This window comes from Massilia sp. MS-15 (genome assembly GCF_020176695.1).
Classification (GTDB): domain Bacteria; phylum Pseudomonadota; class Gammaproteobacteria; order Burkholderiales; family Burkholderiaceae_D; genus Telluria; species Telluria hydrophila.
Genome location: NZ_JAIWIA010000009.1, coordinates 147,693 through 172,372, shown reverse-complemented (window position 1 = coordinate 172,372; position 24,680 = coordinate 147,693). Strand labels below are relative to the sequence as shown.

The 24,680-nt window shown below is 66.1% G+C and carries 22 protein-coding genes and 2 pseudogenes; 13 read left to right on the top strand and 11 right to left on the bottom strand.

Translation table 11 applies throughout. The features are described 5' to 3' along the window. From LCI23_RS05755 to LCI23_RS05745, 3 genes are all read left to right on the top strand, one after another. Positions 1-2,379: an aldehyde dehydrogenase family protein gene (locus LCI23_RS05755; RefSeq protein ID WP_374041145.1), complete on the top strand. Its 2,379-nt coding sequence runs from the start codon at positions 1-3 to the stop codon at positions 2,377-2,379. 155 nt (positions 2,380-2,534) lie between these two features. Next, entirely contained in the window at positions 2,535-3,857 is a 1,323-nt protein-coding gene (gene deoA / locus LCI23_RS05750; protein WP_224945227.1) for a thymidine phosphorylase, read from the top strand. An 18-nt stretch (positions 3,858-3,875) separates the two neighbouring features. Further along, positions 3,876-4,280, top strand: a complete 405-nt coding sequence (locus LCI23_RS05745; protein WP_224945226.1) for a cytidine deaminase — start codon at positions 3,876-3,878, stop codon at positions 4,278-4,280. Positions 4,281-4,521: 241 nt separating this feature from the next. On the opposite strand, the pseudogene LCI23_RS05740 reads toward LCI23_RS05745, so the two are convergent. From LCI23_RS05740 to LCI23_RS05725, 4 genes and pseudogenes are all read right to left on the bottom strand, one after another. Continuing rightward, positions 4,522-4,918 (bottom strand): annotated as a pseudogene (locus tag LCI23_RS05740) (transposase); the annotation flags it as partial. A 3-nt stretch (positions 4,919-4,921) separates the two neighbouring features. Continuing rightward, positions 4,922-5,482, bottom strand: coding sequence for a hypothetical protein (locus LCI23_RS05735; protein WP_224945222.1), 561 nt, complete (start codon positions 5,480-5,482; stop codon positions 4,922-4,924). Next, a pseudogene (locus LCI23_RS20660) lies at positions 5,445-5,822 on the bottom strand (hypothetical protein); the annotation flags it as partial. The pseudogene LCI23_RS20660 and the gene LCI23_RS05735, both read right to left, overlap by 38 nt. Before the next feature lie 380 nt (positions 5,823-6,202). Beyond that, complete coding sequence (locus LCI23_RS05725; RefSeq protein ID WP_224945322.1) at positions 6,203-6,334, bottom strand: transposase domain-containing protein; 132 nt, start codon at positions 6,332-6,334, stop codon at positions 6,203-6,205. Positions 6,335-6,552: 218 nt separating this feature from the next. On the opposite strand from LCI23_RS05725, the gene LCI23_RS05720 reads away from it, so the two are divergent. Further along, positions 6,553-7,212, top strand: a complete 660-nt coding sequence (locus tag LCI23_RS05720) for a DUF2076 family protein (protein WP_224945218.1) — start codon at positions 6,553-6,555, stop codon at positions 7,210-7,212. Between the two features lie 18 nt (positions 7,213-7,230). Here LCI23_RS05720 and LCI23_RS05715 read toward each other — a convergent pair whose 3' ends face one another. From LCI23_RS05715 to LCI23_RS05695, 5 genes are all read right to left on the bottom strand, one after another. Further along, a complete protein-coding gene (locus LCI23_RS05715; RefSeq protein ID WP_224945217.1) occupies positions 7,231-8,001 on the bottom strand; it encodes a LytTR family DNA-binding domain-containing protein in 771 nt (256 codons plus the stop codon). Continuing rightward, positions 8,001-8,891, bottom strand: coding sequence for a sensor histidine kinase (locus tag LCI23_RS05710; protein ID WP_224945216.1), 891 nt, complete (start codon positions 8,889-8,891; stop codon positions 8,001-8,003). The genes LCI23_RS05715 and LCI23_RS05710 overlap by 1 nt, the downstream gene beginning before the upstream one ends. 3 nt (positions 8,892-8,894) lie before the next feature. Beyond that, a complete protein-coding gene (locus tag LCI23_RS05705; RefSeq protein WP_224945215.1) occupies positions 8,895-9,146 on the bottom strand; it encodes a hypothetical protein in 252 nt (83 codons plus the stop codon). 131 nt (positions 9,147-9,277) lie between these two features. Further along, a complete protein-coding gene (locus LCI23_RS05700) occupies positions 9,278-9,934 on the bottom strand; it encodes a TonB family protein (RefSeq protein WP_224945214.1) in 657 nt (218 codons plus the stop codon). After that, positions 9,931-10,488 carry a GNAT family N-acetyltransferase gene (locus tag LCI23_RS05695; RefSeq protein ID WP_224945213.1) on the bottom strand — a complete coding sequence of 186 codons (558 nt, stop codon included), beginning with the start codon at positions 10,486-10,488 and terminating at the stop codon, positions 9,931-9,933. The genes LCI23_RS05700 and LCI23_RS05695 overlap by 4 nt, the downstream gene beginning before the upstream one ends. A gap of 256 nt (positions 10,489-10,744) precedes the next feature. Between LCI23_RS05695 and LCI23_RS05690 the strand changes: the two genes are divergently transcribed. After that, positions 10,745-11,764, top strand: a complete 1,020-nt coding sequence (locus LCI23_RS05690) for a PEP-CTERM sorting domain-containing protein (protein WP_224945212.1) — start codon at positions 10,745-10,747, stop codon at positions 11,762-11,764. Positions 11,765-11,843: 79 nt separating this feature from the next. Here the strand turns inward: LCI23_RS05690 and LCI23_RS05685 are convergent, their stop codons facing one another. Next, entirely contained in the window at positions 11,844-12,476 is a 633-nt protein-coding gene (locus LCI23_RS05685; protein ID WP_224945211.1) for a TetR/AcrR family transcriptional regulator, read from the bottom strand. A gap of 7 nt (positions 12,477-12,483) precedes the next feature. Continuing rightward, positions 12,484-13,959 (bottom strand): PLP-dependent aminotransferase family protein, encoded by a 1,476-nt coding sequence (locus LCI23_RS05680; RefSeq protein WP_224945209.1) that lies wholly within the window; start codon positions 13,957-13,959, stop codon positions 12,484-12,486. Between the two features lie 164 nt (positions 13,960-14,123). On the opposite strand from LCI23_RS05680, the gene LCI23_RS05675 reads away from it, so the two are divergent. The 8 genes from LCI23_RS05675 to LCI23_RS05640 all read left to right on the top strand — a co-directional run bounded on the left by LCI23_RS05675 (position 14,124) and on the right by LCI23_RS05640 (position 24,526). Beyond that, a complete protein-coding gene (locus tag LCI23_RS05675; protein ID WP_224945207.1) occupies positions 14,124-15,440 on the top strand; it encodes an aspartate aminotransferase family protein in 1,317 nt (438 codons plus the stop codon). 4 nt (positions 15,441-15,444) lie between these two features. Next, positions 15,445-16,950 carry a CoA-acylating methylmalonate-semialdehyde dehydrogenase gene (locus LCI23_RS05670; RefSeq protein ID WP_224945206.1) on the top strand — a complete coding sequence of 502 codons (1,506 nt, stop codon included), beginning with the start codon at positions 15,445-15,447 and terminating at the stop codon, positions 16,948-16,950. Positions 16,951-16,973: 23 nt separating this feature from the next. Further along, on the top strand, positions 16,974-18,362 hold the full coding sequence (locus tag LCI23_RS05665) for an NAD(P)-dependent oxidoreductase (protein WP_224945204.1): 1,389 nt from the start codon (positions 16,974-16,976) through the stop codon (positions 18,360-18,362). After that, on the top strand, positions 18,350-19,624 hold the full coding sequence (gene preA / locus LCI23_RS05660; RefSeq protein ID WP_224945202.1) for an NAD-dependent dihydropyrimidine dehydrogenase subunit PreA: 1,275 nt from the start codon (positions 18,350-18,352) through the stop codon (positions 19,622-19,624). Before LCI23_RS05665 ends, preA begins: the two co-directional genes overlap by 13 nt. A gap of 188 nt (positions 19,625-19,812) precedes the next feature. Next, entirely contained in the window at positions 19,813-21,327 is a 1,515-nt protein-coding gene (locus tag LCI23_RS05655) for an NCS1 family nucleobase:cation symporter-1 (RefSeq protein WP_224945200.1), read from the top strand. An 11-nt stretch (positions 21,328-21,338) separates the two neighbouring features. Next, on the top strand, positions 21,339-22,730 hold the full coding sequence (hydA, locus tag LCI23_RS05650) for a dihydropyrimidinase (RefSeq protein ID WP_224945198.1): 1,392 nt from the start codon (positions 21,339-21,341) through the stop codon (positions 22,728-22,730). Positions 22,731-22,741: 11 nt separating this feature from the next. After that, a complete protein-coding gene (locus LCI23_RS05645) occupies positions 22,742-23,980 on the top strand; it encodes a Zn-dependent hydrolase (protein WP_224945196.1) in 1,239 nt (412 codons plus the stop codon). 75 nt (positions 23,981-24,055) lie between these two features. Further along, positions 24,056-24,526, top strand: coding sequence for an MgtC/SapB family protein (locus LCI23_RS05640; protein WP_224945188.1), 471 nt, complete (start codon positions 24,056-24,058; stop codon positions 24,524-24,526). Positions 24,527-24,680 lie beyond the last annotated feature (154 nt).

Here is a 24,680-nt window from a genome sequence, read left to right as displayed (position 1 = left end):
ATGCCCACTATTAAAGAGATTCTTCAGACTATGGATTACGGCCCCGCACCAGAAAGCACCAAGGAAGCGAATGCGTGGCTGGACCAGCATGGACGCCGTTTTGGACTGTTCATCGATGGCGCGTGGAGCGAAGCGGCAACGACCTTCGCCACCAACAACCCGGCCGATGCCACCGAGCTGGCGCAGGTGACGCAGGCGACGGGCGAAGACGTCGAGCGCGCCGTGCAGGCTGCGCGCCGCGCGCAGCCGGGCTGGGTCGCCATGGGCGGCGCCGGCCGCGCGAAGATCATGTACGCGCTGGCGCGCCTGCTGCAAAAGCACGCACGCCTGTTCGCGGTGCTCGAGACCCTGGACAACGGCAAGACCATCCGCGAAACCCGCGATGCCGACCTGCCACTGGCTGCGCGCCACTTCTACCACCACGCCGGCTGGGCCGCGCTGCAGTCGGAAGAATTCGCCGACTACCGCGCCGTGGGCGTGGTCGGCCAGATCGTGCCGTGGAACTTCCCGCTCTTGATGCTGGCATGGAAGATCGCGCCTGCGATGGCCGCCGGTAACACCATCGTGTTCAAGCCCGCCGAGTTCACTCCCTTGACCGCGCTGCTGTTCGCCGAGATCTGCCAGCAGGCCGGCGTCCCGGCCGGCGTGGTCAACATCCTCACCGGCGACGGCGCGGTGGGCGAGGCGATCGTGAATCACCCGGGCATCGACAAGCTGGCCTTCACCGGCTCGACCGAAGTGGGCCGCATCATTCGTAAAGCCACCGCCGGCACGGGTAAAAAGCTGTCGCTGGAACTGGGCGGCAAGTCGCCCTTCATCGTGTTCGACGACGCCGACCTGGATGCGGCCGTGGAAGGCCTGGTCGATTCGATCTGGTTCAACCAGGGCCAGGTCTGCTGCGCCGGTTCGCGCCTGCTGGTACAGGAGTCGGTGTACGAGCGCTTCATCGCGAAAGTCAAGGCCCGCATGCAGAACCTGCGCGTTGGCTCGCCGCTCGATAAATCGAACGACATCGGCGCGCTGGTCGATCCGGTCCAGCAGCAGCGCATCCACGCGCTGGTGGAATCGGCACGCACCGAGGGCTGCGACGTGTGGCAGCCGAGCTGCGAAGCGCCGGCCGCGGGCTCCTGGTACCTGCCGACCCTGATCACGGGCGCCTCGACCTCGGCCGCCGTGGCGCAGGCCGAGATCTTCGGTCCGGTGCTGGTGGCGATGAGCTTCCGCACGCCGTCGGAAGCGGTGCAGCTGGCGAACAATACCGTGTACGGCCTGGCCGCCTGCGTGTGGTCGGAATCGATCTCGCTGGCGCTGGACGTGGCGCCGCAGATCAAGGCCGGCGTGGTATGGATCAACACCGCCAACCAGTTCGACGCGGCCTGCGGCTTCGGCGGCTACAAGGAATCGGGCTTCGGCCGCGAAGGCGGCAAGGAGGGCATGTACGAGTACCTGACCCCGCTGGCGGAAGACGCACGCCCGGCACTGCCAATCGTGGCTGAGAAGGGACGCGTGAAAGCCGCTGACGAAGGCAGCCCGTTCGCCGTCGACCGCACCGCCAAGCTGTACATCGGCGGCAAGCAGGCGCGCCCGGACGGCGCCTACAGCCGCGCCATCAACGGCGCGAATGGCGCCTTCCTGGCCGATGTCGGCGAAGGCAACCGCAAGGACATCCGCAACGCCGTGGAAGCGGCGCACAAGGCGTCCGGCTGGTCGAAAGCGACCGCGCACAACCGCGCGCAAGTGCTGTACTACATCGCCGAGAACCTGGCGATCCGCGCCGACGAATTCGCCGGGCGCATCGCCGCGCAGACCGGTGCGAAAGACGCCGCACGCGAGGTGCAGGCGTCGATCGAGCGCCTGTTCTACTGGGCCGCATGGTGCGACAAGTACGACGGCGCGGCCCACCAGCCGCCGATGCACGGCATCACGGTGGCCCTGAACGAGCCGGTCGGCGTGATCGGGATCATCTGCCCGAACGAGAATCCGCTGCTGGGCTTCATCTCGCTGGTCGCGCCGGCACTGGCACTGGGCAACCGCGTGGTGGCGGTGCCGTCGGAAACGGCGCCGTTGTCGGCCACGGACCTGTACCAGGTGCTGGATACCTCGGACCTGCCGGGCGGCGCGCTGAACATCGTCACCGGCTCTAGCTCGGAACTGGCGCGCACGCTGGCCTCGCACGCGGACGTGGATGCCGTGTGGCGCCATGACGGTTCGCTTGAAGGCTGCGCGGAAGTCGAGCGCTTATCGAGTGAATCGCTCAAGCGCACCTGGGTCGGCGGCGCCAAGGGCCGTGACTGGTTCGATGCGAAGCAGGCTTGCGGGCGTACCGTGCTGCAGCATGCTTCCCAAGTGAAGAACGTCTGGATTCCGTACGGCGTTTAATGGCATTGTTGGCGCCTCCGGGCGGTAGCGTGGGCGGCTTTGCCGCCCACGCGGTGATAGTCAGCAGCAAGATCGTCGAGCACGATATCGGAGCCTGTACCTATCACCGCGTGGGCGGGAGACCCGCCCACCCTACGTTATAGAAAAGGATTGATATGTTCCTCCCCCAAGAAATCGTCCGCAAGAAGCGTGACGGCGGCACCCTGAGCGCCGAAGAGATCCAGTTCTTCGTCCGCGGCATCCCGGACGGCAGCACCACCGAAGGCCAGATCGCCGCGCTGGCGATGGCCGTCTACTTCAACGACATGGACATGGATGAACGCGTCGCTTTCACGCTGGCAATGCGCGATTCCGGCCAGGTGCTCGACTGGAAATCCCTCGACCTGCCGGGCCCGGTGGTCGACAAGCACTCGACCGGCGGCGTCGGCGACGTGGTCTCGCTCATGCTGGGGCCCATGATCGCGGCCTGCGGCGGCTTCGTGCCGATGATCTCCGGCCGCGGCCTGGGCCACACCGGCGGCACCCTCGACAAGTTCGATTCGATCCCCGGCTACAGCACCGTGCCCGATCCGGACAAGTTCCGCGAGGTCGTGAAAGACGTGGGCGTGGCCATCATCGGCCAGACCGCCCAGTTGGCCCCGGCCGACAAGCGCTTCTACAGCATCCGCGACACCACGGCGACCGTGGAATCGGTGGCCATGATCACCGGCTCGATCCTCTCGAAGAAGCTGGCGGCCGGCCTGGACGCCCTGGTGATGGACGTGAAGGTTGGCAGCGGCGCTTTCATGCCGACCTATGAAAAGTCGGTGGAACTCGCCGAGAGCATTGTCCACGTCGGCAATGGCGCCGGCACCCGCACCTCGGCCATCCTGACCGGCATGAACGAGTCGCTGTGTCCGGCGGCCGGCAATGCCGTCGAAGTGCGCGTCGCCATCGACTACCTGACCGGCAAGTCGCGACCAAGCCGCCTGCACGAAGTGACGATGGCGCTGTGCGCCGAGATGCTGGTCATCTCCGGCATCGCCGCAACCCATGAAGAAGCGCACGCCAAGCTGCAGGCGGCGCTCGATTCCGGCGAAGCGGCCGAGCGTTTCGCCCGCATGGTGACCGCGCTGGGCGGCCCGGCCGACCTGATGGACAAGCCGGACGCGCACCTGGAAACCGCACCGGTCATCGTGCCGGTACCAAGCCTGCAGGCCGGCTACGCGACGTCGGTCGACACCCGCGGCCTCGGCCTGGCGGTGGTGGCACTGGGCGGCGGCCGCGTGCGTCCGCAGGACACGATCGACTTCGCCGTCGGCCTGACCGGCCTGGTGGAACTGGGCGACAGCATTGCCGTCGGCCAGCCGCTGGCGATGGTCCATGCGCGCACCAGCGAAGCCGCCGAGCAGGCGGTGCGCCAGGTGCAGGCGGCATACCAGATCGGTGCCGGGAAAGCGGCGGCCGAGCCGATGATCTACAAGACCATCCGTCCTTAACGAGAGAAGAAGCGCGCCATGAAATACGCGAAACTCATCGACGAAGCGCGCGCCGCGCGCGAACTGGCCTACACGCCGTACTCGAAGTTCCAGGTCGGCGCCGCGCTCGAGTGCAAGGACGGCCGCATCTTCCGCGGCTGTAACGTGGAAAATGCGTCCTACGGCCTGTGCAACTGTGCCGAGCGTACCGCTTTTTTCAGCGCCATCGCCAGCGGCTACAAGCCGGGCGATTTCTCGGCCCTGGCCGTGATCGGCCAGACCGACGGTCCGATCGCTCCCTGCGGCGCCTGCCGCCAGGTGATCCTGGAACTGGGCGGCAATGCGCTGCCGGTGGTGCTCACCAACCTGAAGGGCGACGTGTTCGAGACGACGGCGGCCGAGCAGCTGCCGAACGCGTTTGGCGGGTGGGAGCTGAACAGGTAGGCTCAGGCAGGATCGGCGCCGCGTGAGCGGCACCGTTGTCGCTACAGGAAGCGCTGCTCGCGGTAACGCGGCAGCGCTTCGTGTTTTCTGACTGGCATCGTTATGACCTACTTTCCGTTGACGCTGACAGGTGGCGCCAGATGCCTGTTCCATCATTGGTTAAACCGAGCAAAATCAGGATGCGTCCATGTATGTTGAGCACATCGAGCCCAGGCCGAGCTGACGCTATTTGTAGATCCTTTTATAACACCGGGACCGTGCTTGGCCTGCCCAGCCGGGTAAAGCGGCTCAACACGGCAGCCCGCACTTGTAGCTCGGCGACCTGACGGTCAAAGTCGCGTGCCATGACGCGTTCGCCCGGCAGCTTGAAGCAGCGCATCTTTCGTTTCAACAAGGCTGCGGCGGTGGTAGCCGCTTCAACTCTTCCATATCGTCCGTACCAAGCTTTTTGTCGTCCTTAGGATGTCGTTACGTTCATTGGCACCGCAGGGGTTTGCCTTCCAGGGCTTGGCGTTCTTGCGGGTCGAGATGAGGGCATCGGCTCCGCGCAGGGCGATGGCTTCGTGGCAGTCCTTCGTATCGTAAGCGCCATCGCCGCTGGCGCTGGCAATGCGCTCGTCGCCAGGAGGTTTGCTCAGTGCTTAGCGTTCAGACGGCGCCTTCCGAATTAACCCATATTTGTGCAGTGGTTCACAAGTTGCCGTGCCTGTGCGGCTTCGCAAATACGCCGCCAGACAGTCTGCGTTTTCGCGCGTCTGCTGTCGCTCATGTTGGGTCATCGTGTGTAGCACTGAGTCTGCGGCAATCGCTGACCGATACACTGATTCCACAGCCGTAAGGTCATTGGCAGCATGTATGCGAATATCTTTCTCGCGCGCCCTAATATTGGAAAAGAAAATTAACAAAATTTCCGCATATTCATTGAGGGTACGCGGACTAGGATAACGAATCGCGCTTTCGCCGAACGATTTGACAGCAGGCGACCACCGGCGCTCTGCTTTTTCCCGTGTCCCCAAATCGAAAAATTCTCTCGCCGCAGCTTGATCCGCTTTGCTCGCGTTTTCTTTTAGCCAAGCGGCGACCACCGCCGGCTCATGTAACTCGGTTTGGGTCAGCTTAGGGACAGGCTTCTCTCTGGCTAACAGATCGGACCAAGCAACTCCGCTAGCGAAGAACGCGAAGAGTGCCAATCGTTTTAGCATCGTTACTCCTGCAAGATATAAGATACTCGTAAAGTTCAGTCCAAGCGGATGGATCGACGGTGATGCAACCGGCGCTTACTTGCCCAGTATGCAAATAGCGATCATTCCCCGCTGATGCATAACCGTGGCCGAGGAAGAACCTAGTTTCAGCATACGGTGACATCGATCGATAATGTCGCCCTTTCGGATGGGGAAAGTCCGGTATCTGTATCGGATGAAGGCCAAGCGGTGTTGGATTGTACGGCGAAGTAATTGCCCCAACTCGGCCACCCGGATACGACAGTAATTTCTCGGTATGCCTAAACTCAAGATGCACCGCAAGCTTATGGTGCGTTCGGCTTACCGCGAGATACCCTGATTGAACTGAGAAACGTCCCCCTTATGTACACCTTCCGCTACCCTAAAGAAATCACGGCCATTTCTTGTGTCAGTTAATTCAACCCTCAGCAACTCCGGAACTGCGCTCCGCTGGCCGCTTGGTTCCGATTTTATTAGGACCCAACCGTTCTTCCCATTTACGATGTGATGCTTCGCAACCATTACCTCTCCATAAGGACGTTGACATTTCGCTTGCTTTTTTGTGAAGCAAGTGTAGAGGACGCAACGAGAGGTACTGTTGAGACAACGCATCCGACGAAGAGCCGCGCTCGATGCTGACGACAACATTATTCTGCTCCACAGCCCAGGTAAGCGTCCAGCCGCCCCACCTTCACCGCACAGTTAAGCCAGCGTAGAATCTGCAAATGGCAGCAGGGAATCGATCTTGCTGTTCGGGTAGGTCGGCAGTCTGTCGCGGGTGTCGTCAAGCCAGCGGGCCGGATCCAGCCCGTTGAGTTTGCCGTTGGCAAACAGGCTCTGGATTGCGGCGGCGCGGCGGCTAGCGCCAGCCCAAGTATTTTGATAACTAGCAGCGCCATAGGGACCGTTCTAGGTAAGCGATCTACAGGGAAGTCCTCGGTTTCGGATGGAAAGGCAACGCCTGCCAGCTACGCGCTGCCGTACTGGCCTTGAAATCACCATATCCTCCTCAACATGCAGTTTTGACCACGTTTTCGATGAGGAGCACCAGCATGAGCCCATCCGATACACAGAAACTGCACGATTTCCTCGGCCAATTGGTTCAGGCCCGGGGCATTCAGAAGGATCCCGACGCTGAGGCCCTGATCGCCCGCGCCGTCGCGCAACAGCCCGATGCTGCCTATCTGCTGGTCCAACGCGCCCTTCTGATGGAGCAGGCCCTGGACAGCGCGCGCGACCGGATCGCCGCGCTGGAGCAGCAGGTGCAGCAACAGCAGGGGCAGGGCGGCGGCGGATTCCTCGATCCCTATTCGTGGGGCAGGCAGCGGCACGCAAGCCATTCCGCATCCCGCCACATGCACTACCAGCACGCCTCGCCCGGCGCGATGGGACGCGGCATGGGCGGTTTCCTGGGCGGCGGCGGAGGATTGCTGGGGTCGATTGCTGCCACCGCGGCGGGCGTGGCAGCCGGCAGCTTCCTGTTCCACGGCCTGGATAACATGTTCCATGACCATGGGGGCAACACTGGCGCCCACCTGCTGGGCGGCGAGGCACTTGCCGGCGCAGGCGACTTGTCGGGCAGCATCCTGGCGGATCAGGCCGGCCTGGGTGACATCGGCAGCCGCAACAGCCCCCTGGGCGAGGAAGGCGGCCTGGATGGCAATGGCGGCTTCTTCGACGGCGACGGCTCGGACGACGGCCTGTTCGGCTGAACGTCCGCGCAGGGCGGTCTACATCTGCTGGAACAGGTGCCCGTGGTTGCGGCTGACTTCCAGCTCGCCGGGAAAGTCGCGCAGCCTGAGCATTTGCCGCCCGCGCGTGTCGCGGTAGACCTCGGCGATCGCATCGACCCGCACCAGGGTCGAGCGGTGGATGCGCCAGAACTCGTCCGGATCCAGTTCGTCCGCCAGTTCCTTCAGGGTCTTGCGGATCAGGAGCTGGGCGGTGGCGGTCTGCACGCAGGTGTACTTGTCGTCGGCCTGGAAATACAGGATCTCGCGCGTGCTCACCATGCGCAGGCTGCCGCCCACCTGGGCCTGGATCCAGCGCAGGTAGTTCGGCCTGGCTTCGCCGCTGCCCTTGAGCAGCGAGCCCAGTTCGGCCAGTTGGGCGCCGATGTCCTGGGGCGCCCGCGTCAGGCGCGCGCGCAGGCGCTCGCAGGTGGTCTGCAGGCGCGTGGGCGACACGGGTTTGAGCAGGTAGTCGATCGCGCCCTGTTCGAAGGCGTCCAGCGCGTACTGGTCGTAGGCGGTGGCGAACACGATGTGGCAGCGGTTGTAGAGCTGGCGCGCGGCGTCGATGCCGCCCATGCCGGGCATGCGGATGTCGAGGAAGGCGATGTCCGGCCCGTGCTGCGCGGCCAGGGCCAGCGCCTCGCTGCCGTTCGCGGCCTCGGCCACGATGCGCAGCTCGGGCCAGGCTTCGCGCAGGCGCAGGCGCAGCTGGTCGCGCATCGGCGCCTCGTCGTCGGCAATCAGGGCGGTGGGGGCTTGTACCGTCATCAGTCGAACTCCGTCATCCTGTAGGGCAGGCGGATCGAGGCGCAGGCGCCGCCACCTGGGGGCATCTCGATCACCAGTTCGGCATCCTTCCCGTACAGCAGGGCCAGGCGCTCGCGGATGTTGGCCAGGCCCACGCCTTCGTCGGCATGGACGTCGATGCCGACGCCATCATCGCAGACGTCCACGTGCAGGGTGGCGACTTCGACGTGGGCGCGGATCGTGATGGTGCCGCCGGCCACCTTGGGCTCCAGGCCATGCTTGATCGAGTTTTCGATCAGGGTCTGCAGCATCATCGGCGGGAAGGGCGCGCTGCCGAGGAAGTCCGGCACCTCGAAGCGCACCTGCAGGCGTTCCTTCATGCGTGCCTGCATGATCGCCAGGTAGGCTTTCGACAGCTCGACCTGCTTGCCCAGGGTGCCACCGCCCTTGGTGCGCATCTGCGGCAGCGAGGAGCGCAGGTAGTCGATCAGGTGCGCATGCACGCGCGCCGCTTCCTTCGGATCGGTCTCGATCAGCTGGCCGATCAGGGCCAGGGTATTGAACAGGAAGTGCGGCTCGACCTGGGCCTGCAGCGTCGCCATCTGCGCTTCCATCAGGCGCCGTTCGAGCGTGGCCACGTTGGCCTTGTCGGCCGCCTCGCGCGCGGTGAGTTCGGCGCGGCGCTTGCCGCCGGCCAGCACCTTGACCCCGAAGGAGATCAGGATGAACCACACGGCGGGCTCGGTCAGCTGGAAGGAGATGCCGAACACGAAAACCAGGAACCAGGTCACGTACAGCTTGCGCCACTCGACCAGGGCCAGCCAGTCGAAGAAGCTCCACCACAGGGCGCTGGCTTCGCTGACGGCTTCGCGCACGAAGTCGAGCGTGCGGTTGATCGGGGCGGCGCGCATGGCTTACTCCACGATCTGGGCAGGACGGGTGCCGAACAGCGCCGCCGCGACCAGTTTCAGCAGCAGGAAGCCGACGAACAGGGTCAGCGCCAGCGGGATGATGGTCAGGAGGCAGGCCAGTACCACCGACACCACCAGCAGGGACGGCCAGGGCAAGGCGGCCACGGTGCGCGCGCCGCTGCGCAGGGCGCGGTTGGCCTGGCGGGCGAAGACTTTCATGTCGGCGATGAAGCGATCGAAGCGGGAGGGTTTCATGTGGTTTCCTTTGCTGGAGTGGATGAGGTCACTCTAGGGAAGCTGCGCAGGATGCGCCATCGCCATCCGACGAACGGTCGAAAACATGGGCCTGGTGGCAGCGCAGGGCGATGAACGGAAGGCTGCGTTTCTCACTTTCGGGAGAGTTCTGCCGCTTCGCGCTGCATGGCCGATAACAGCCTGTCCCCCGGCCGGCCGGCGCAGGCGGCGATGGCGGCGGCCGCGATCGCGCCGCGCTCTTGCGTGCTTGGCATGATGTGCGGGCCGGGCGGCGCGAAGGGCAGCAGGTCCAGCGCCATCTTCACTACCTCCATGTCGCTGGCATGGCCTCCGGGATGGGCAGCCAGGAACCAGGCCTTGTCGATATTGAAATCGGCGCAGGTCTTGGCGGGCAGGGTGGATGGGCTGTCCTTGCTGAAGCGAAACGGTACCAGCACCTCCGACGGCGCCACCCCCTGCCTGGCCGGCGCATACGGATAGGAACGCGCCAGCGCCAGCGCGGCCTGGTCGAGTTCCGGGGAACCCGACGAGCTGGCGACCGCCACGGTGCCCGCCTTGCCCTGCGCGGTCACGCTGACGCGCACCACCACCCGGCCTTGCACGCCACGCGCGGCCAGCCCGGGTGGGTAGGCGGCGTCGCCGGGACGGACCGGGGTGTCGGCCTCGCGCACCTGGGCGGCGGGCCGGGCCAGCATGTCGCTCGCGAGCGCGACGCCAGCCTGGGCCCAGGCCGGGCTGGACAGGCCGGCGCAGGCCAGGAGCGTGAGCGCGAAGCGGGAGGGCGTCATGGGCGTTCGTCCCAGTAGCGGCGCAACAGGCCGTAGTTGACGGTATCGGCCATCTCGCCGTGCACGAACCAGCGTTCCGGCATATAGCCTTCCTTGCGGAACCCGAGCCGTTCCAGGACGGCGGCCGAGGCGCCGTTGCGCGGGTCGATGTCGGCTTCGATGCGGTTCAGGTCCAGTCCCTGGAACGCGTAGCCGATTGCCGCCGCCAGCGCCTCGCTGGCGTAGCCCTGGCCCCAGTGCCCGCTGGCGAGCGCGTAGCCGATCTCGCAGCGCCGGTTCTGGGCGAAGAAATGGTGCAGGTTGACCGTGCCGACCAGGGCGCCGGTGTCGGCCAGCACGATCCCGAAGCGTACCTCGGACTGCGCGCGATAGCTGTCGAGCGCGCGCGCGATGGCCTGTTCCGCGAATGCGACCGAGGTCCAGGGTTCGGCGCTCCAGTAACGCACCACGGCCGGGTCGGAGAAGACGGCGAACAGGGCCTCGGCATCGGTGGCCACGAGCGGGCGCAGGACGAGCCGGGGGGTGGCGAGGGTGGGCGTCGGGTAGCTGGACATGGCGGGAATCATAACATTGCCTTGCAATGCCGCTCCGCGGGATGGAAGGCGAAGCCCGAATAATGCGGGACATGGTAAAGCCGTTCATGTATCGCCAGCGCTTGCCAGTTCATGCGACGCCAACGAATAGCCCAGGCCTGCTTCCTTTTTTAAGGACACATTACTACCCTAAAGAAGAATGACAATATGCAAATGAACATATTTTCTTTGCAATATTCTGGAGGCCGAACCTATCCAACTATTTACGGGAGTAAACATGTCTTCGATTCGCCGGTCTTTATTCATGTCCATGGTGCTGTTTAGCGGAGTAGTAACTTGCGCGCAAGCAATTCCGCGATACGTCGCGTCCTCGCTGCATGACATGCCCAATGCCATGGTGGACGGCATCAACAATGCAGGACAGGCATTCGGGACGATGCACGAGGGAAGAGACTATTTCGTGGCGAGCAATGGGGTCTTGAGCATTTTTCGGCGCCAGATGCATATCGTGACCAGCATCGATGTCAATGACGCCGGTGTGATGCTGTACGAAAAAAAGTTGCGCTATACGGATGGGTCAACGGTTGACGTGGCCGAGGACTCCTATGCCATCAACAACCACGGCCAGGTGGCCGCCAGTCTGGGCCGGGTTGGCGCGGGCGGTCCGAACAATTATGCGGCACTCATTTCGCCGGGCAGGGGGACGCTCCTTGCCGGTATCGACCGTGCCTGGAATCACCCGATGGACATCAACGACCATGGCGTCATGGTAGGGTATTCGATTCGTCGGGGTACGTTTCCGACAATGTACGCGAACGGCCAGTCACGGCTGCTGGAAACATATGGAGATGGGGAAGGATATGCCCGGGCAATCAACAATCATGGCTTCGCGGTTGGTGAAACGGGTGGCTACGCCGCCTTGTGGAACCCGGATGGCAGCTTGCTGGTCAACCTGGGGGAAATGCTGAAAGCACGCTTCGGCAGCGATGACCCGGACTTTTACAGTACTGCCTACGGGATCAACAATGTTGGGGAAGTGGTGGGTGAGTACGGGAGATTCAATGGTTTCCTGTATAGCGGCGGCGAGCTCTATGACCTGGGTGAGATTGCCAGCGGTTTCACCGGCGCCGTGGTCGGTATTAACGATCAACACCAGATCGCCGTCAGAGGCTGGGGCAGCAGTTACGTATTGAACCTGGCCGGACCGCGGGTGCAACCGGTGCCTGAACCGTCCAGCTACACCCTGCTTCCGGCTGGCCTGCTCGCCCTTGCACTCCTGCGGCGCAGGAAAGGGTAATCCGATCGCCCGCGAATGACCCGGGGATGCGCTGATCGATGCGCGACGCCGGCCCTGGCACGCGTTCAGGCAAGCTACCCTAGGCTGGCCTGGCCAGCGCCCGAACCACCATGTCGCCGATCAGCTGCTCGGCATTCGCGAAGTCGGCGCCCGTCAATTCGGGCCGCTCCAGCACCAGCGTCATCTGCGCGGCGAAGTCGGCATACGATTGCGTCATGGCCCACAGCGCGAACAGCAGGTGGGTGGCGTCCACGCGCGCGATGCGCCCCTGCGCCATCCAGCGCTCGAAGACCTCGATGTCACGCTGCAGCAGGGGCACCACGCGCGCGCGGATCTGCTCGCCGTAGAACTTGGCGCCGCCGATGACTTCCATCGCATACACGCGCGAAGCCCAGGGTTGCTCGCGCGAGAAGCGCAGCTTGGCGGCGACATAGGCGCGCAGCACGTCCTCCGGTTCGCCGTCCGCATCGGCCAGGTGGGCCATGCGCGCCAGCCAGTCGTCCAGCACCTCGTCCAGCACGCGCCGGTACAGGCCATGCTTGGTGGGGAAGTAGTAGAGCAGGTTCTGCTTCGAGATGCCGGCCCGTTCCGCCACCGCGGCGATGGTGCTGCCCTCGAAGCCGCATTCGGCGAACAGGCGGGTGGCGGCGGCCAGGATCGCGCTTTCCAAGCGGTCGCGCCGGGCCGGCGTGTCATTCACCTTGATATCCATGGGTTCCTCAGCCTTGGGCGCGTTGGGTGTGCAGGAAGTGGATCAGTTGCGGATCGGCCGCATAGGCGGCATTGAAGCGGAACCAGATGCCGCTGGTCGGGCGCTGGGTAAAGAATTCGCCCGGCGCCAGCAGGATGCCGGCTTTCAGAGCGGCGTCGGCGATGGCGCGGCCATTGCGGCTGGCGCACGGCGCTTCCGGCCAGCCGGCGCTGACGAACATGCCGCCGCGCGGCGCCGCCAGCGGCCGGATGCCGACCTGGCGCAGGGCGTCCATGGTGCGTTCGCGCGCGTCGTCCAGCTGCGCGGCCAGGCGCTCGACCATGCGCCGGTAGCCGCGCGTGCCGGTGGCGTGCAGCACCGCGCGCTCGTTGATCTCCGAGGTCGTCAGGCCGGTCAGCATCTTCACCCGCAGCAGTTCCGGCAGCAGCGAGCGCGATGCGCACAGCGAGCCCACGCGCAGCACCGGCGACAGGGTCTTGGAAAAGCTGCCGACCCGGATCACGCGGCGCAGCCCGTCCATCGCCGCCAGCGAGGCGTCGCCCGGCTGCGCCAGTTCGCGGTAGATGTCGTCTTCCACCAGCCAGAAGTCGAACTGCTCGGCCAGTGCCAGCAGCCGGTGCGCCTGCGCCTGCGACAGTGAGGTGCCGAGGGGATTCTGCAGCACCGTGTTGACGAACATGAGCTTGGGATGCAGCAGCGCGGCCTGGCGCGCCAGCTCATCCATGTCCAGGCCCGCCTCGCCGCGCGCGATGCCGACCGGGATGCAGCCGTGGTGGCGTACCAGCGACAGCAAATTGCCGTAGCCCGGGTCTTCGACCAGCACCACGTCGCCCGGCCGGGTCAGCGTGCGCAGCACCAGGTCGAAGGCATGGGTGGCGCCGTTGGTGAGCAGCAGCTGGTCCGGGTCGACGGCGAACAGCTCGCTCGACAAGCTGGCCGCCAGCTGCTGGCGCAGCGCTGGAAAGCCGAGCGGATGGCCATAGCCGCGCAGCCGGCTGGCCGGAATCTTCATCGCATGCCGCACGGCGTCGAGAATCGTGCTTTCGCCATACCATTCCGGCGGCAGCCAGCCGGCGCCGACCGCCAGGGTGTCACCCTGGCCGCTGTACAGGTCGGGGGCCAGAGCGTCGATCTCGGATTGCAGGCCCGGTTGCGAGGGCAGGGGAGCGCAGGCCTGGGGCAGGCTGCGCGCAACGAAGAAGCCGGAACCGCGGCGCGAGGACAGCAGGCCGAGCTGGTGCAGGCGCTCGTAGGCCTCGACCACCGTGAAGGTGCTGACACCGTTGCATTTTGCGAATTGTCTAACCGATGGCATCCTGGTGCCGGCGCTGAGCTGGCGCTCGCTTACCATCGCCGAGATGGCCGCGACGATCTGGTCCACCAGGCTGCCGCGCTTGCTGCGCTCGATGGCCAGGAGCGGCCATGCCGGCGCCGGCTGCAAGGAATCGGAAGGAAGGACCTCTGCAAGAGCCGCTGCTTTCATCGCCACCACTCCACGCCTGGGTTGAAACTGTACAGGCAGCCTCGCCTGTACGGTTGGTCGGTTCTGCCCTTGGTGTATCTGTGCCAGTGTTGCCTTGCTGACTATTATTGATCAATATTTTGCCAACTGGTAAAAAATTTTCGCCTCCATGGCGGGGAGCAGTCATGAACGAATCCAGGCCCGCATCGATGTCGGCATTTTGGATGCCATTTACGAATAACCGCGACTTCAAGGCCAGCCCGCGCCTGCTGGTGTCCGCCGAAGGCATGTACTACCGCGACGTGGACGGCAACCGGGTGCTGGACGGCACCGCCGGCCTCTGGTGCGTCCCCTGCGGCCACGCCCAGCCGCGCATCACCCAGCGCGTCAGCGAGATGGTCGGCCAACTCGACTTCGCGCCCACCTTCCAGATGGGCCACCCGGCCGCGTTCGACTTGGCGGAACAGTTGATGGAGTACACCGGACACAAGTTCGGCCACGTGTTCTATACCAATTCCGGCTCCGAGGCGGTGGACACGGCACTGAAGATCGCGCTGGCCTACCACCGTGCGCGCGGCGAGGGCAGCCGCACCCGCCTGATCGGCCGCGAGCGCGGCTACCACGGGGTCGGCTTCGGCGGCCTGTCGGTGGGCGGCATCGGCAACAACCGCAAGAGCTTCGGCCCGCTGCTGCCCGGCGTGGACCACCTGCCGCATACGCACAACTTGGAGAAGAACGCCTTCTCGCGTGGCGAGCCGGACTTCGGCGCCGAACTGGCCGACGAACTCGAACGCCTGGTCGCGCTGCATGACGCTTCCACCATCGCCGCGGTGATCATCGAGCCGGTGTCCGGTTCCACCGGTGTGCTGGTGCCGCCCAAGGGCTACCTGAAGCGCCTGCGCGAGATCTGCGACCGGCACGGCATCCTGCTGATCTTCGACGAAGTCATCACCGGCTTCGGCCGCCTGTGCACGCCTTTCGCCAGCGACTACTTCGGCGTCGAGCCCGACATGATGACGACCGCCAAGGGCCTGACCAACGGCGTGGTGCCGATGGGCGCCGTGTTCTCCAGGCGCTTCATCCACGACGCCTTCATGCAAGCCCCGCCCGGCATCGAGCTGTTCCACGGCTACACCTATTCCGGCCACCCGCTGGCCTGCGCCGCCGGCCTGGCCACGCTGGAGGTGTTGCGCGAACAGGGCATCGTCGAGAATGCGGCCGCGCAGCAAGCGTATTTCGAGGATGCGCTGCACGCGCTGCGCGGCCTGCCGCACGTGATCGACCTGCGCTCGATCGGCCTGGTGGCCGGCATCGAACTCGCGCCGATTCCCGGCAAGCCCGGCGCGCGCGCCTTCAGCGCCTTCAAGAAGGCGTTTGCTGATGGCATCCTGATCCGCGTGACGGGCGACATCATCGCGCTGTCGCCGCCGCTCATCCTGGACAAGCAGCACATCGACGAACTGTTCGGCAAACTGGCCAACGTACTCCAACACCTGGACTGAACCCATGAACCTGATTTCCCATTTCATCGACGGCCAGCTGACGCATGCGGAAGGCACGCGCCAGGCCGACGTCTTCAACCCGGCACGCGGCGAGCCCTGCGCGCGCGTCGCGCTGGCCGAGCCGCGCGACGTCGATGCGGCCGTCCGCGCCGCCCTGAAAGCCTTCCCGGCCTGGGCCGCCACCCCGCCGCTGGCACGTGCCCGCATTCTCTTCAAGTACCTGCAGCTGTGCCAGCAGCACGTCGACGAGTTCGCGGCCATGGTGGTGCGCGAGCATGGCAAGACCTTCGCCGATGCGCAGGGCGAGGTGGCGCGCGGCATCGAGGTCATCGAGTTCGCGGTCGGCATTCCGCAGCTGCTCAAGGGCGAATTCACCGACCAGGTCGCGCGCGGCATCGATGCCTGGTCGATGCGCCAGCCGCTGGGCGTGGTGGCCGGCATCACCCCCTTCAATTTTCCCGTGATGGTGCCGATGTGGATGTTCCCGGTCGCCCTCGCGTGCGGCAATACCTTCGTGCTGAAACCCTCCGAGCGCGATCCGTCCGCTTCGCTGCTGCATGCTCGCCTGCTGAAGGAAGCGGGCTTGCCGGACGGAGTGTTCAACGTGGTGCAGGGCGACAAGGTGGCGGTCGATGCGCTGCTCGACCATCCGGACGTCCAGGCCATCAGCTTCGTCGGTTCGACCCCGATCGCCGAAGCCATCTATGCGCGCGGTTCGGCTAGCGGCAAGCGGGTGCAGGCCCTGGGCGGCGCCAAGAACCACATGGTGGTGATGCCGGACGCCGACATGGCGATGGCGGTCGATGCCCTGGTCGGCGCCGCCTACGGCTCGGCCGGCGAGCGCTGCATGGCGATCTCGGTGGCGGTGGCGGTGGGCGACGCCGGCGACCGGCTGGTTGCGGCCCTGGCCGGGCGCACGGCAAGCCTCAAGATCGGCGACGGCATGGCCGAGGGCGCCGAAATGGGACCGGTGATCACGGCCGCCGCGAAGGAGCGCATCGAGCGCCTGATCGGCCAGGGCGTGGAGCAGGGCGCCACGCTGGTGGTGGACGGCCGCGGCCACCGGGTGGACGGCTGCCCGAACGGCTTCTTTGTCGGCGGCACCCTGTTCGACCACGTCACGTCCGACATGACGATCTACCAGGAAGAAATCTTCGGGCCGGTGCTGTGCGTGGTGCGCCTGCCGGACGCGGGCAGCGCGGTGGAACTCATCAACGCCAACGAATACGGCAATGGCGTGGCCATCTTCACCCGCGACGGCGGCGTGGCGCGCGAGTTCGTGCGCCAGATCGAGGTCGGCATGGTGGGCGTGAACGTGCCGCTGCCGGTGCCGATGGCCTTCAACAGCTTCGGCGGCTGGAAGCGCAGCCTGTTCGGCGACCACCATGCCTACGGGCCCGAAGGGGTGCGCTTCTACACCCGCCACAAGGCGGTGATGGAGCGCTGGCCTGCGCCTGGTAAGGGCGATGCCGGCGGCGGAGCGCAGTTCGCTTTCCCGCAGATGAAGTAGGACCTACCAGGAAAGGGATGTTCATGATCGACTCACTCCGGCACCTGCCGCCCGCGGCAGGCTCGAACGGCGAGCTGGCCGCGCAGTTCACCGACCTGGCGCCGCCGCTTACCGCGCGCCAGGCGGCCGTCGAGGCGGCGCGCTGCCTGTACTGCTACGACGCGCCCTGCATGAATGCCTGCCCGACCGGCATCGACGTCGCCGGGTTCATCAAGAACATCCACGACGGGAACATCGATGGCGCCGCGTACGGCATCCTGCAGGCCAACATCTTCGGCGGCAGCTGCGCCCGGGTCTGCCCCACCGAGATCCTGTGCGAGGCCGCCTGCGTGCGCAACAACCCGGCCGAGCGCGCGCCGGTGCGCATCGGTCTGCTGCAGCGCCACGCGCTCGACAACGCGCGCTTTGCCGGCCATCCCTTCCAGCGCGCGCCGGCGACCGGCAAGGTGATCGCGGTGGTCGGCGCCGGCCCGGCCGGCCTGTCCTGCGCGCACCGCCTGGCCATGCTGGGCAACGAAGTGGTGGTCTACGAGGCGCGTCCGAAGGCGGGCGGCCTGAACGAATACGGCATCGCCAAGTACAAGCTGCCGGGCGACTTCGCGCAGCAGGAGGTGGACTTCCTGCTGGCGATCGGCGGCATCCGCATCGAGCATGGCCGGCGCCTGGGAGAGAACCTAGGCCTGGCCGAGCTGCACACCCGCTACGACGCGGTCTTCCTCGGCATCGGCTTGCAGGCCAGCCGCGCCCTTGGCCTGACCGGGGAAGACGCGCCCGGCCTGCTGACGGCGACCGACTACATTGCCGCGCTGCGCCAGGCCAGCGACCTGTCGCGACTGCCGGTGCCACGCCGCGCGATCGTGATCGGCGCCGGCAACACGGCCATCGACATGGCGGTGCAGATCAAGCGCCTCGGCGCCGAGGACGTGACCCTGGTCTACCGCCGCGGCCTGGAATCGATGAGCGCCACCGGCCACGAGATCGAGATCGCCAAGGCGCACTACGTGCGCATCCGCACCTGGGCCGCGCCGCTCGAGGTGCTGCTCGACGAAACGGGGCGGGTGGCCGGCATGCGCTTCGAGCAGACCCGCATCGAAGAAGGGCGGCTGGTGCGTACCGGCGGGGTCATCGAGATCGCCGCGGACGCCGTATTCAAGGCCATCGGCCAGGGCATGAACGAGGACGCGTTCAATGAACCCCTGGCGCGCGAGCTCATTGGCCAACCCTTGCGGGAAGGCGAGCGGATCTGGGTGGATGAGCGCATGCGCACCGCGCTGCCCGGCATCTACGCCGGCGGCGACTGCATCGCCCCGGGCCAGGACCTGACCGTGCAGGCCGTCCAGCACGGCAAACTGGCCGCCATCAGCATCCACCAGGACATCCAGCAACCAGCGGAGGCAGCATGGCCGACCTGAGCATCGATTTCTGCGGCATCAAGAGCCCGAATCCCTTCTGGCTGGCGTCCGCGCCGCCGACCGACAAGGCCTACAACGTCGTGCGCGCCTTCGAGGCCGGCTGGGGCGGCGTGGTGTGGAAGACCCTGGGCGAGGATCCGCCGGCAGTCAACGTGTCGTCGCGCTACTCGGCCCACTACGGCAAGAACCGCGAGGTGATCGGCTTCAACAACATCGAACTGATCACCGACCGCAGCCTGGAGATCAATCTCCGCGAGATCACCGAGGTGAAAAAGGCCTGGCCGGACCGCGCCCTGGTCGTGTCCCTGATGCTGCCCTGCGAGGAAGCGCCCTGGGCCACCATGTTGCCGCTGGTGGAAGCCACTGGCGCCGACGGCATCGAACTGAACTTCGGCTGCCCGCACGGCATGCCCGAGCGCGGCATGGGCGCGGCGGTGGGACAGGTGCCGGACTACGTGCGCATGGTCACCGCCTGGTGCAAGAAGCACACGCGCCTGCCGGTGATCGTCAAGCTCACGCCCAACATCACCGACGTGCGCCATCCGGCGCGGGCCGCCCTGGCCGGCGGCGCAGATGCGGTCTCGCTGATCAACACCATCAATTCGATCACCCACCTCGACCTGGAACGCATGGTGGCGCATCCGGTCGTGGGCGGGGCCAGTACCCACGGCGGCTACTGCGGTTCGGCGGTCAAGCCGATCGCCCTGAACATGGTGGCCGAGATCGCGCGCGACCCGGCCATGCGCGGCCTGCCGATCTCCGGCATCGGCGGCATAGGCAGCTGGCGCGACGCGGCCGAATTCATCGCGCTCGGCGCCGGCAGCGTGCAGGTATGCACGGCGGCGATGCTGCATGGTTTCCGCATCGTCGAGGAGATGAAGGATGGCCTGTCGCGCTGGATGGACAGCCAGGGCTATGCCAGCATCGCCGCCTTCTCGGGCCGGGCGGTGCGCAACACCACCGACTGGAAATACCTGGACATGAACTACCAGGTGATTGCCCGGATCGACCAGGACAGCTGCATCAAGTGCGGCAAGTGCTACGTGGCCTGTGAGGACACCTCGCACCAGGCGATCGCGCGCGCGGTGGGAGCCGACGGCGCCCGCCGCTACGAGGTGATCGCGTCCGAATGCGTGGGCTGCAACCTGTGCGAGATCACCTGTCCGGTACAGGACTGCATCAGCATGGTGCCGCAGGATACCGGCAAGCCCTACATGAACTGGACCCAGGATCCGCGCAATCCGCGCGCCGGGGTCGCGTAGGGTGGGCGGATTTCCGCCCACGCGTTCAACATGCATGTGCGTCATCGCGACCGTGGTTTGAACGCGTGGGCAGAGGATCTGCCCACCCTACAGCTTCCGACACCGAGGTACAAGAACCCCGCACCGCCGTACCGACGATTGCGCTACACTCGCTTGCCCAACCCGCAACCGACGAGGAGAGTCCGACCGTGACCACGCATCACAGCGCGCCCCCAGGCGCAAGCAGCGAACTCTGGAACCACGACCTGGCCCCGACCACGGCCGCGCAGCGCACCTGGCGCTGGTATCACTTCGCGGCCCTGTGGGTCGGCATGGTGATCAGCATCCCGGCCTACATGCTGGCGGCCAGCCTGATCGAAAGCGGCATGTCGGCCTGGCAGGCGGTGGCCACGGTGTTCCTGGCGAACGTGATCGTCCTGCTGCCGATGCTCCTGATCGGCCACGCCGGCACCAAGTACGGCATCCCCTACGCGGTGCTGGCGCGTGCCTCCTTCGGCACCCGCGGCGCCCGCCTGCCCGCCCTGATGCGGGCGGTGGTGGCCTGCGGCTGGTACGGCATCCAGACCTGGTTCGGCGGCAGCATGATCTACACCCTGCTCGGGGTCCTGACGGGCAGCCCGATCGGGGGCGAGAATCTTCCTGGCCTGGGCATCAACCTGGGCCAGCTGGCCTGCTTCCTCGGTTTCTGGGCGCTGCAGATGTACTTCATCGTGCACGGCATGGAATCGATCAGGAAGCTGGAAACCTATACGGCGCCGCTGAAGATCGCGATCTGCTTCCTGCTGCTGTGGTGGGTCTACGACAAGGTGGGCGGCTTCGGTCCGCTGCTCGACCAGCCTTCGCAGTTCGTGCCAGGCGGCGCCAAGGCCGGCCTGTTCTGGAGCGTGTTCTGGCCTTCGCTGACGGCGATGATCGGCTACTGGGCCACGCTGGCCCTGAACATTCCCGACTTTACCCGCTTCGCCAAGACCCAGCGCGACCAGGTGGTCGGCCAGACGCTCGGCCTGCCGCTGCCGATGGCCCTGCTGGCGGCGCTGGCCGTCACCGTCACCTCGGCCACCATCGTCCTGTACGGCAAGGCCCTGTGGGACCCGGTGGACGTGGCCAGCCGCATGACCGGGGTGGCGGTGCTGGTGGCCCTCTTGATCCTGATGATCGACACCGCCAGCGTCAACCTGGCCGCCAACCTGGTCGGCCCCGCCTACGACTTCTCGGCGCTGGCGCCGCGCCGCATCTCCTACCGCACCGGCGGCTACATCACGGCCGGCATCGCGCTCGCCATGATGCCGTGGAAGATACTCGAGACCACCCAGAACTACATCTTCATCTGGCTCACCGGCTACTCGGCCCTGCTTGGGCCGATCGCCGGCATCATGATCGTCGACTACTACCTCATCCGCAAGACCGAGCTCGATGTCGAGCGCCTGTACCGGGAAGGCGCGGCCTACTCGTACCGGGGCGGCTGGAACGTCGCCGCGCTGCTGGCCTTCGCCGCCGGCGTGCTGCCGAACCTGCCGGGCTTCCTCAACGCGGCGCTGCCGAACGCCTTCCCCGACGTGGGCGAGGCCTTCAAGACCATCTACACCTACGCCTGGTTCGTCGGCGTGGTGATCGCGGCCCTGGTCTATGGGCTGATGATGAAGGGCCGCACCGTGCCGGCGCCGGGACGGGCCAACGACGCTGTCAAACACTCTCCAAGCTGAAGGGAATGACCATGACGACGATGATCCGGGGCGGCACCGTGGTGAACGCCGACCGCGCATTCCGCGCGGACGTGCTGTGCGAAGGCGACAAGATCGTGGCGGTGGGCGAGCGCCTCGCGGCGCCGGCGGGGGCCACGATCGTCGATGCCGGCGGCCAGTACGTGATGCCGGGCGGGATCGACACCCATACCCACATGCAGCTGCCCTTCATGGGGACGGTCACCGCGGACGACTTCTACACCGGCACCGCGGCCGGGCTGGCGGGCGGCACCACCACCATCATGGACTTCGTGATTCCCGACCCGCAGCAGTCGCTGCTCGACGCTTTCCACACCTGGCGCGGCTGGGCGGAAAAATCGGCGGGCGACTACACGTTTCACGTGGCCGTCACCTGGTGGGACCGCTCCGTGCACGAAGAGATGGGCACGCTGGTGCGCGAGCATGGCGTGAACAGTTTCAAGCACTTCATGGCCTACAAGAACGCGATCATGGCCGACGATGAAACCCTGGTGAACAGCTTCCGGCGTGCGCTGGAGCTGGGCGCGATTCCCACCGTGCACGCCGAGAACGGGGAACTGGTCTACCAGCTGCAGCAGGAGCTGCTGGCGCGCGGCATCCGTGGCGCCGAGGCGCATCCGCTCTCGCGCCCGCCGGAAGTGGAAGCGGAAGCGGCCAACCGCGCGATCGCCATCGCGAACGTGCTGGGCACCCCGGTCTACATCGTCCATGTGTCCTGCGCCGAGTCGCTCGATGCGATCGCCCGCGCACGCGCCAAGGGCCAGCGCGTGTATGGCGAAGCGCTGGCCGGCCACCTGGTGATCGACGACAGTGTGTACCGCCATCCGGACCCCGACTTCGCGCGCGGCCACGTGATGAGTCCACCGTTTCGCAGCCGCCATCACCAGGACGCGCTATGGCAGGGCCTGCGCGGTGGCAACCTGCATACCACGGCCACCGACCACTGCACTTTCTGCGCCGAGCAGAAGGCGGCCGGCAAGGACGATTTCACGAAGATCCCGAACGGCTGCGGCGGCGTCGAGGAACGCATGGCCGTGGTGTGGGACGCCGGCGTCAACAGCGGCCTGCTCACGCCGTCCGAATTCGTGCGCGTGACCTCGACCAATGCGGCCCAGATCTTCAACATGTATCCGCGCAAAGGTATGGTCGCTCCCGGGGCCGACGCCGACCTGGTGGTGTGGGACCCGCAGGGCAGCCGCACCATCTCGGCCTCCACCCAGCATGCGAAGGGCGGCTTCAACGTGTTCGAAGGCCGCACGGTGCGCGGCGTACCGACCCATACCGTCGCCGCCGGCAAGCTGGTATATGCGCGCGGCGAATTGCGCGCTGAGCGCGGAGCGGGGCGCTATGTCGCGCGGCCCGCCTTCACCTCCACCACGGCCTGAAGGAGCACAGCATGAACGAACTGCGCATCAATGGCGGGCGCCTGTGGCAGTCCCTGATGGACCTGGCCGCGATCGGCGCCACCGAGAAGGGCGGCGTCAAGCGCCTGGCCCTGACCGACCTCGATCGCCAGGGCCGCGACCTGGTGGTGGAATGGGCCCGCGCGGCCGGACTGTCGATCACGGTCGACCAGATCGGCAACGTCTTCATGCGGCGCGAGGGGCGCAACGCGTCGCTGCCGCCGATCGTCACCGGCAGCCATGTCGACACCCAGCCGACCGGCGGCAAGTTCGACGGCAACTACGGCGTGCTGGCCGGACTGGAAGTAGTGCGCACCCTGAACGAGCGCAACATCCAGACCGAGGCGCCGATCGAGGTCGCGTTCTGGACCAACGAGGAAGGCTCGCGCTTCGTGCCGGTGATGATGGGTTCCGGTGTGTTCTGTGGTGCCTTCAGCCTGGAGACCGCCTATGCCGCGCGCGACCTGGAGGGTCGTACCGTCCTCGAGGAGCTCGAACGCATCGGCTACCTGGGCGAGCAGGTGCCGGGCAAGCACCCGATCGGCGCCTATTTCGAGACCCACATCGAACAGGGCCCGGTACTGGAAGACGCGGACAAGGTGATCGGCGTGGTGCCGGCCGTGATGGGCCTGTCGTGGTACGACTGCGTAGTGACCGGCATGGAAGCGCATGCCGGTCCGACCCCGATGGGCCTGCGGCGCGACGCGCTGCAGGTCGCTACCACCATCATGCAGGAAACGGTGAACATCGCGCACCGCTATCCGCCCTATGGGCGCGGCACGGTGGGCATGGTGCAGGTGTTCCCGAACAGCCGCAATGTGATCCCGGGCCAGGTCAAGTTCAGCATCGACCTGCGCAACGTGAACGACGAACTGTTGAACACCATGCACGAAGAGCTGCTGGCCTTCGTGGCCGCCACCCGCAGGGAAAGTGGCCTGGCGATCGAACTCGAACGGGTTTCCTACTATCCGCCGTGCCCCTTCCATCCGGACTGCGTGGATGCGGTGCGCGCCGCCACCGGGAAGCTGGGCTATTCCAGCATGGACGTGGTATCCGGCGCCGGCCACGATGCGATCTACGCGGCGCGCGTGGCGCCGGCCGGCATGATCTTCGTGCCCTGCAAGGACGGCATCAGCCACAACGAGATCGAAGATGCGCAGCCCGGGCACCTGGAGGCGGGCTGCAATGTGCTGCTGCACGCGATGCTGGAGCGGGCCGGGATCGCCGCTTGAAAAGCACAGGCCGAACGTGGCGACGCGCTTCTTGCACAGATGGCATCATCCCCGGGTTACCTCGGGAGGACGTGCATGGATTGGATGGAGCGCAGCTGGCTGACGATACTGAAGGAATTCTCGGACCTGGGTAGCCCCGAGGACATCACCCGCATCGTGCTGCGGCTGATGGTGGCGGTGTTGCTGGGCGGCCTGCTTGGCTATGAACGCGAGACGGTCGGGGCCTCGGCCGGCCTGCGCACCCACATGCTGGTCTCGCTCGGCTCGGCCCTGTTCGTGCTGATCCCGCTGCAGGCGGGTATGGAAATCAGCGATATCTCGCGCGTGCTGCAGGGCGTCACCGCCGGCATCGGCTTCATCGGCGCCGGCGCCATCCTCAAGCACCACCAGCAGGACGACGTGAAGGGCGTGACCACGGCTGCCAGCGTCTGGCTGACCGCCGCCGTCGGCATCGCCGCCGGCATGGGACGCGAGGCGACCGCGGTGCTCAGCGCGCTGTTTGCGCTGGTGATCCTGGGCCTGCTGCGGCTGACGCCGAAGAAGTAGCGCGCGTTGGTCGGCCCCGGATCAGACTCGGTCCGATGCCGCGCAGGACCGCGCGCACCCCGGGGTTCGACAGATGCCGCCGCGCCTGCGAAACCGCGCCCATCCAGCGTGACGCGCAGGGGATGGTTCTTGCTGCCGTGCGTCGTGCGTACGT

Bases quoted from the DNA above. Each gene is read 5' to 3' on its own strand.
- LCI23_RS05755 (WP_374041145.1), top strand. From the start codon at position 1: ATGCCCACTATTAAAGAGATTCTTCAGACTATGGATTACGGCCCCGCA.
- deoA (WP_224945227.1), top strand. From the start codon at position 2,535: ATGTTCCTCCCCCAAGAAATCGTCCGCAAGAAGCGTGACGGCGGCACC.
- LCI23_RS05745 (WP_224945226.1), top strand. From the start codon at position 3,876: ATGAAATACGCGAAACTCATCGACGAAGCGCGCGCCGCGCGCGAACTG.
- LCI23_RS05735 (WP_224945222.1), bottom strand. From the start codon at position 5,482: ATGCTAAAACGATTGGCACTCTTCGCGTTCTTCGCTAGCGGAGTTGCT.
- LCI23_RS05720 (WP_224945218.1), top strand. From the start codon at position 6,553: ATGAGCCCATCCGATACACAGAAACTGCACGATTTCCTCGGCCAATTG.
- LCI23_RS05715 (WP_224945217.1), bottom strand. From the start codon at position 8,001: ATGACGGTACAAGCCCCCACCGCCCTGATTGCCGACGACGAGGCGCCG.
- LCI23_RS05710 (WP_224945216.1), bottom strand. From the start codon at position 8,891: ATGCGCGCCGCCCCGATCAACCGCACGCTCGACTTCGTGCGCGAAGCC.
- LCI23_RS05705 (WP_224945215.1), bottom strand. From the start codon at position 9,146: ATGAAACCCTCCCGCTTCGATCGCTTCATCGCCGACATGAAAGTCTTC.
- LCI23_RS05700 (WP_224945214.1), bottom strand. From the start codon at position 9,934: ATGACGCCCTCCCGCTTCGCGCTCACGCTCCTGGCCTGCGCCGGCCTG.
- LCI23_RS05695 (WP_224945213.1), bottom strand. From the start codon at position 10,488: ATGTCCAGCTACCCGACGCCCACCCTCGCCACCCCCCGGCTCGTCCTG.
- LCI23_RS05690 (WP_224945212.1), top strand. From the start codon at position 10,745: ATGTCTTCGATTCGCCGGTCTTTATTCATGTCCATGGTGCTGTTTAGC.
- LCI23_RS05685 (WP_224945211.1), bottom strand. From the start codon at position 12,476: ATGGATATCAAGGTGAATGACACGCCGGCCCGGCGCGACCGCTTGGAA.
- LCI23_RS05680 (WP_224945209.1), bottom strand. From the start codon at position 13,959: ATGAAAGCAGCGGCTCTTGCAGAGGTCCTTCCTTCCGATTCCTTGCAG.
- LCI23_RS05675 (WP_224945207.1), top strand. From the start codon at position 14,124: ATGAACGAATCCAGGCCCGCATCGATGTCGGCATTTTGGATGCCATTT.
- LCI23_RS05670 (WP_224945206.1), top strand. From the start codon at position 15,445: ATGAACCTGATTTCCCATTTCATCGACGGCCAGCTGACGCATGCGGAA.
- LCI23_RS05665 (WP_224945204.1), top strand. From the start codon at position 16,974: ATGATCGACTCACTCCGGCACCTGCCGCCCGCGGCAGGCTCGAACGGC.
- preA (WP_224945202.1), top strand. From the start codon at position 18,350: ATGGCCGACCTGAGCATCGATTTCTGCGGCATCAAGAGCCCGAATCCC.
- hydA (WP_224945198.1), top strand. From the start codon at position 21,339: ATGACGACGATGATCCGGGGCGGCACCGTGGTGAACGCCGACCGCGCA.
- LCI23_RS05645 (WP_224945196.1), top strand. From the start codon at position 22,742: ATGAACGAACTGCGCATCAATGGCGGGCGCCTGTGGCAGTCCCTGATG.
- LCI23_RS05640 (WP_224945188.1), top strand. From the start codon at position 24,056: ATGGATTGGATGGAGCGCAGCTGGCTGACGATACTGAAGGAATTCTCG.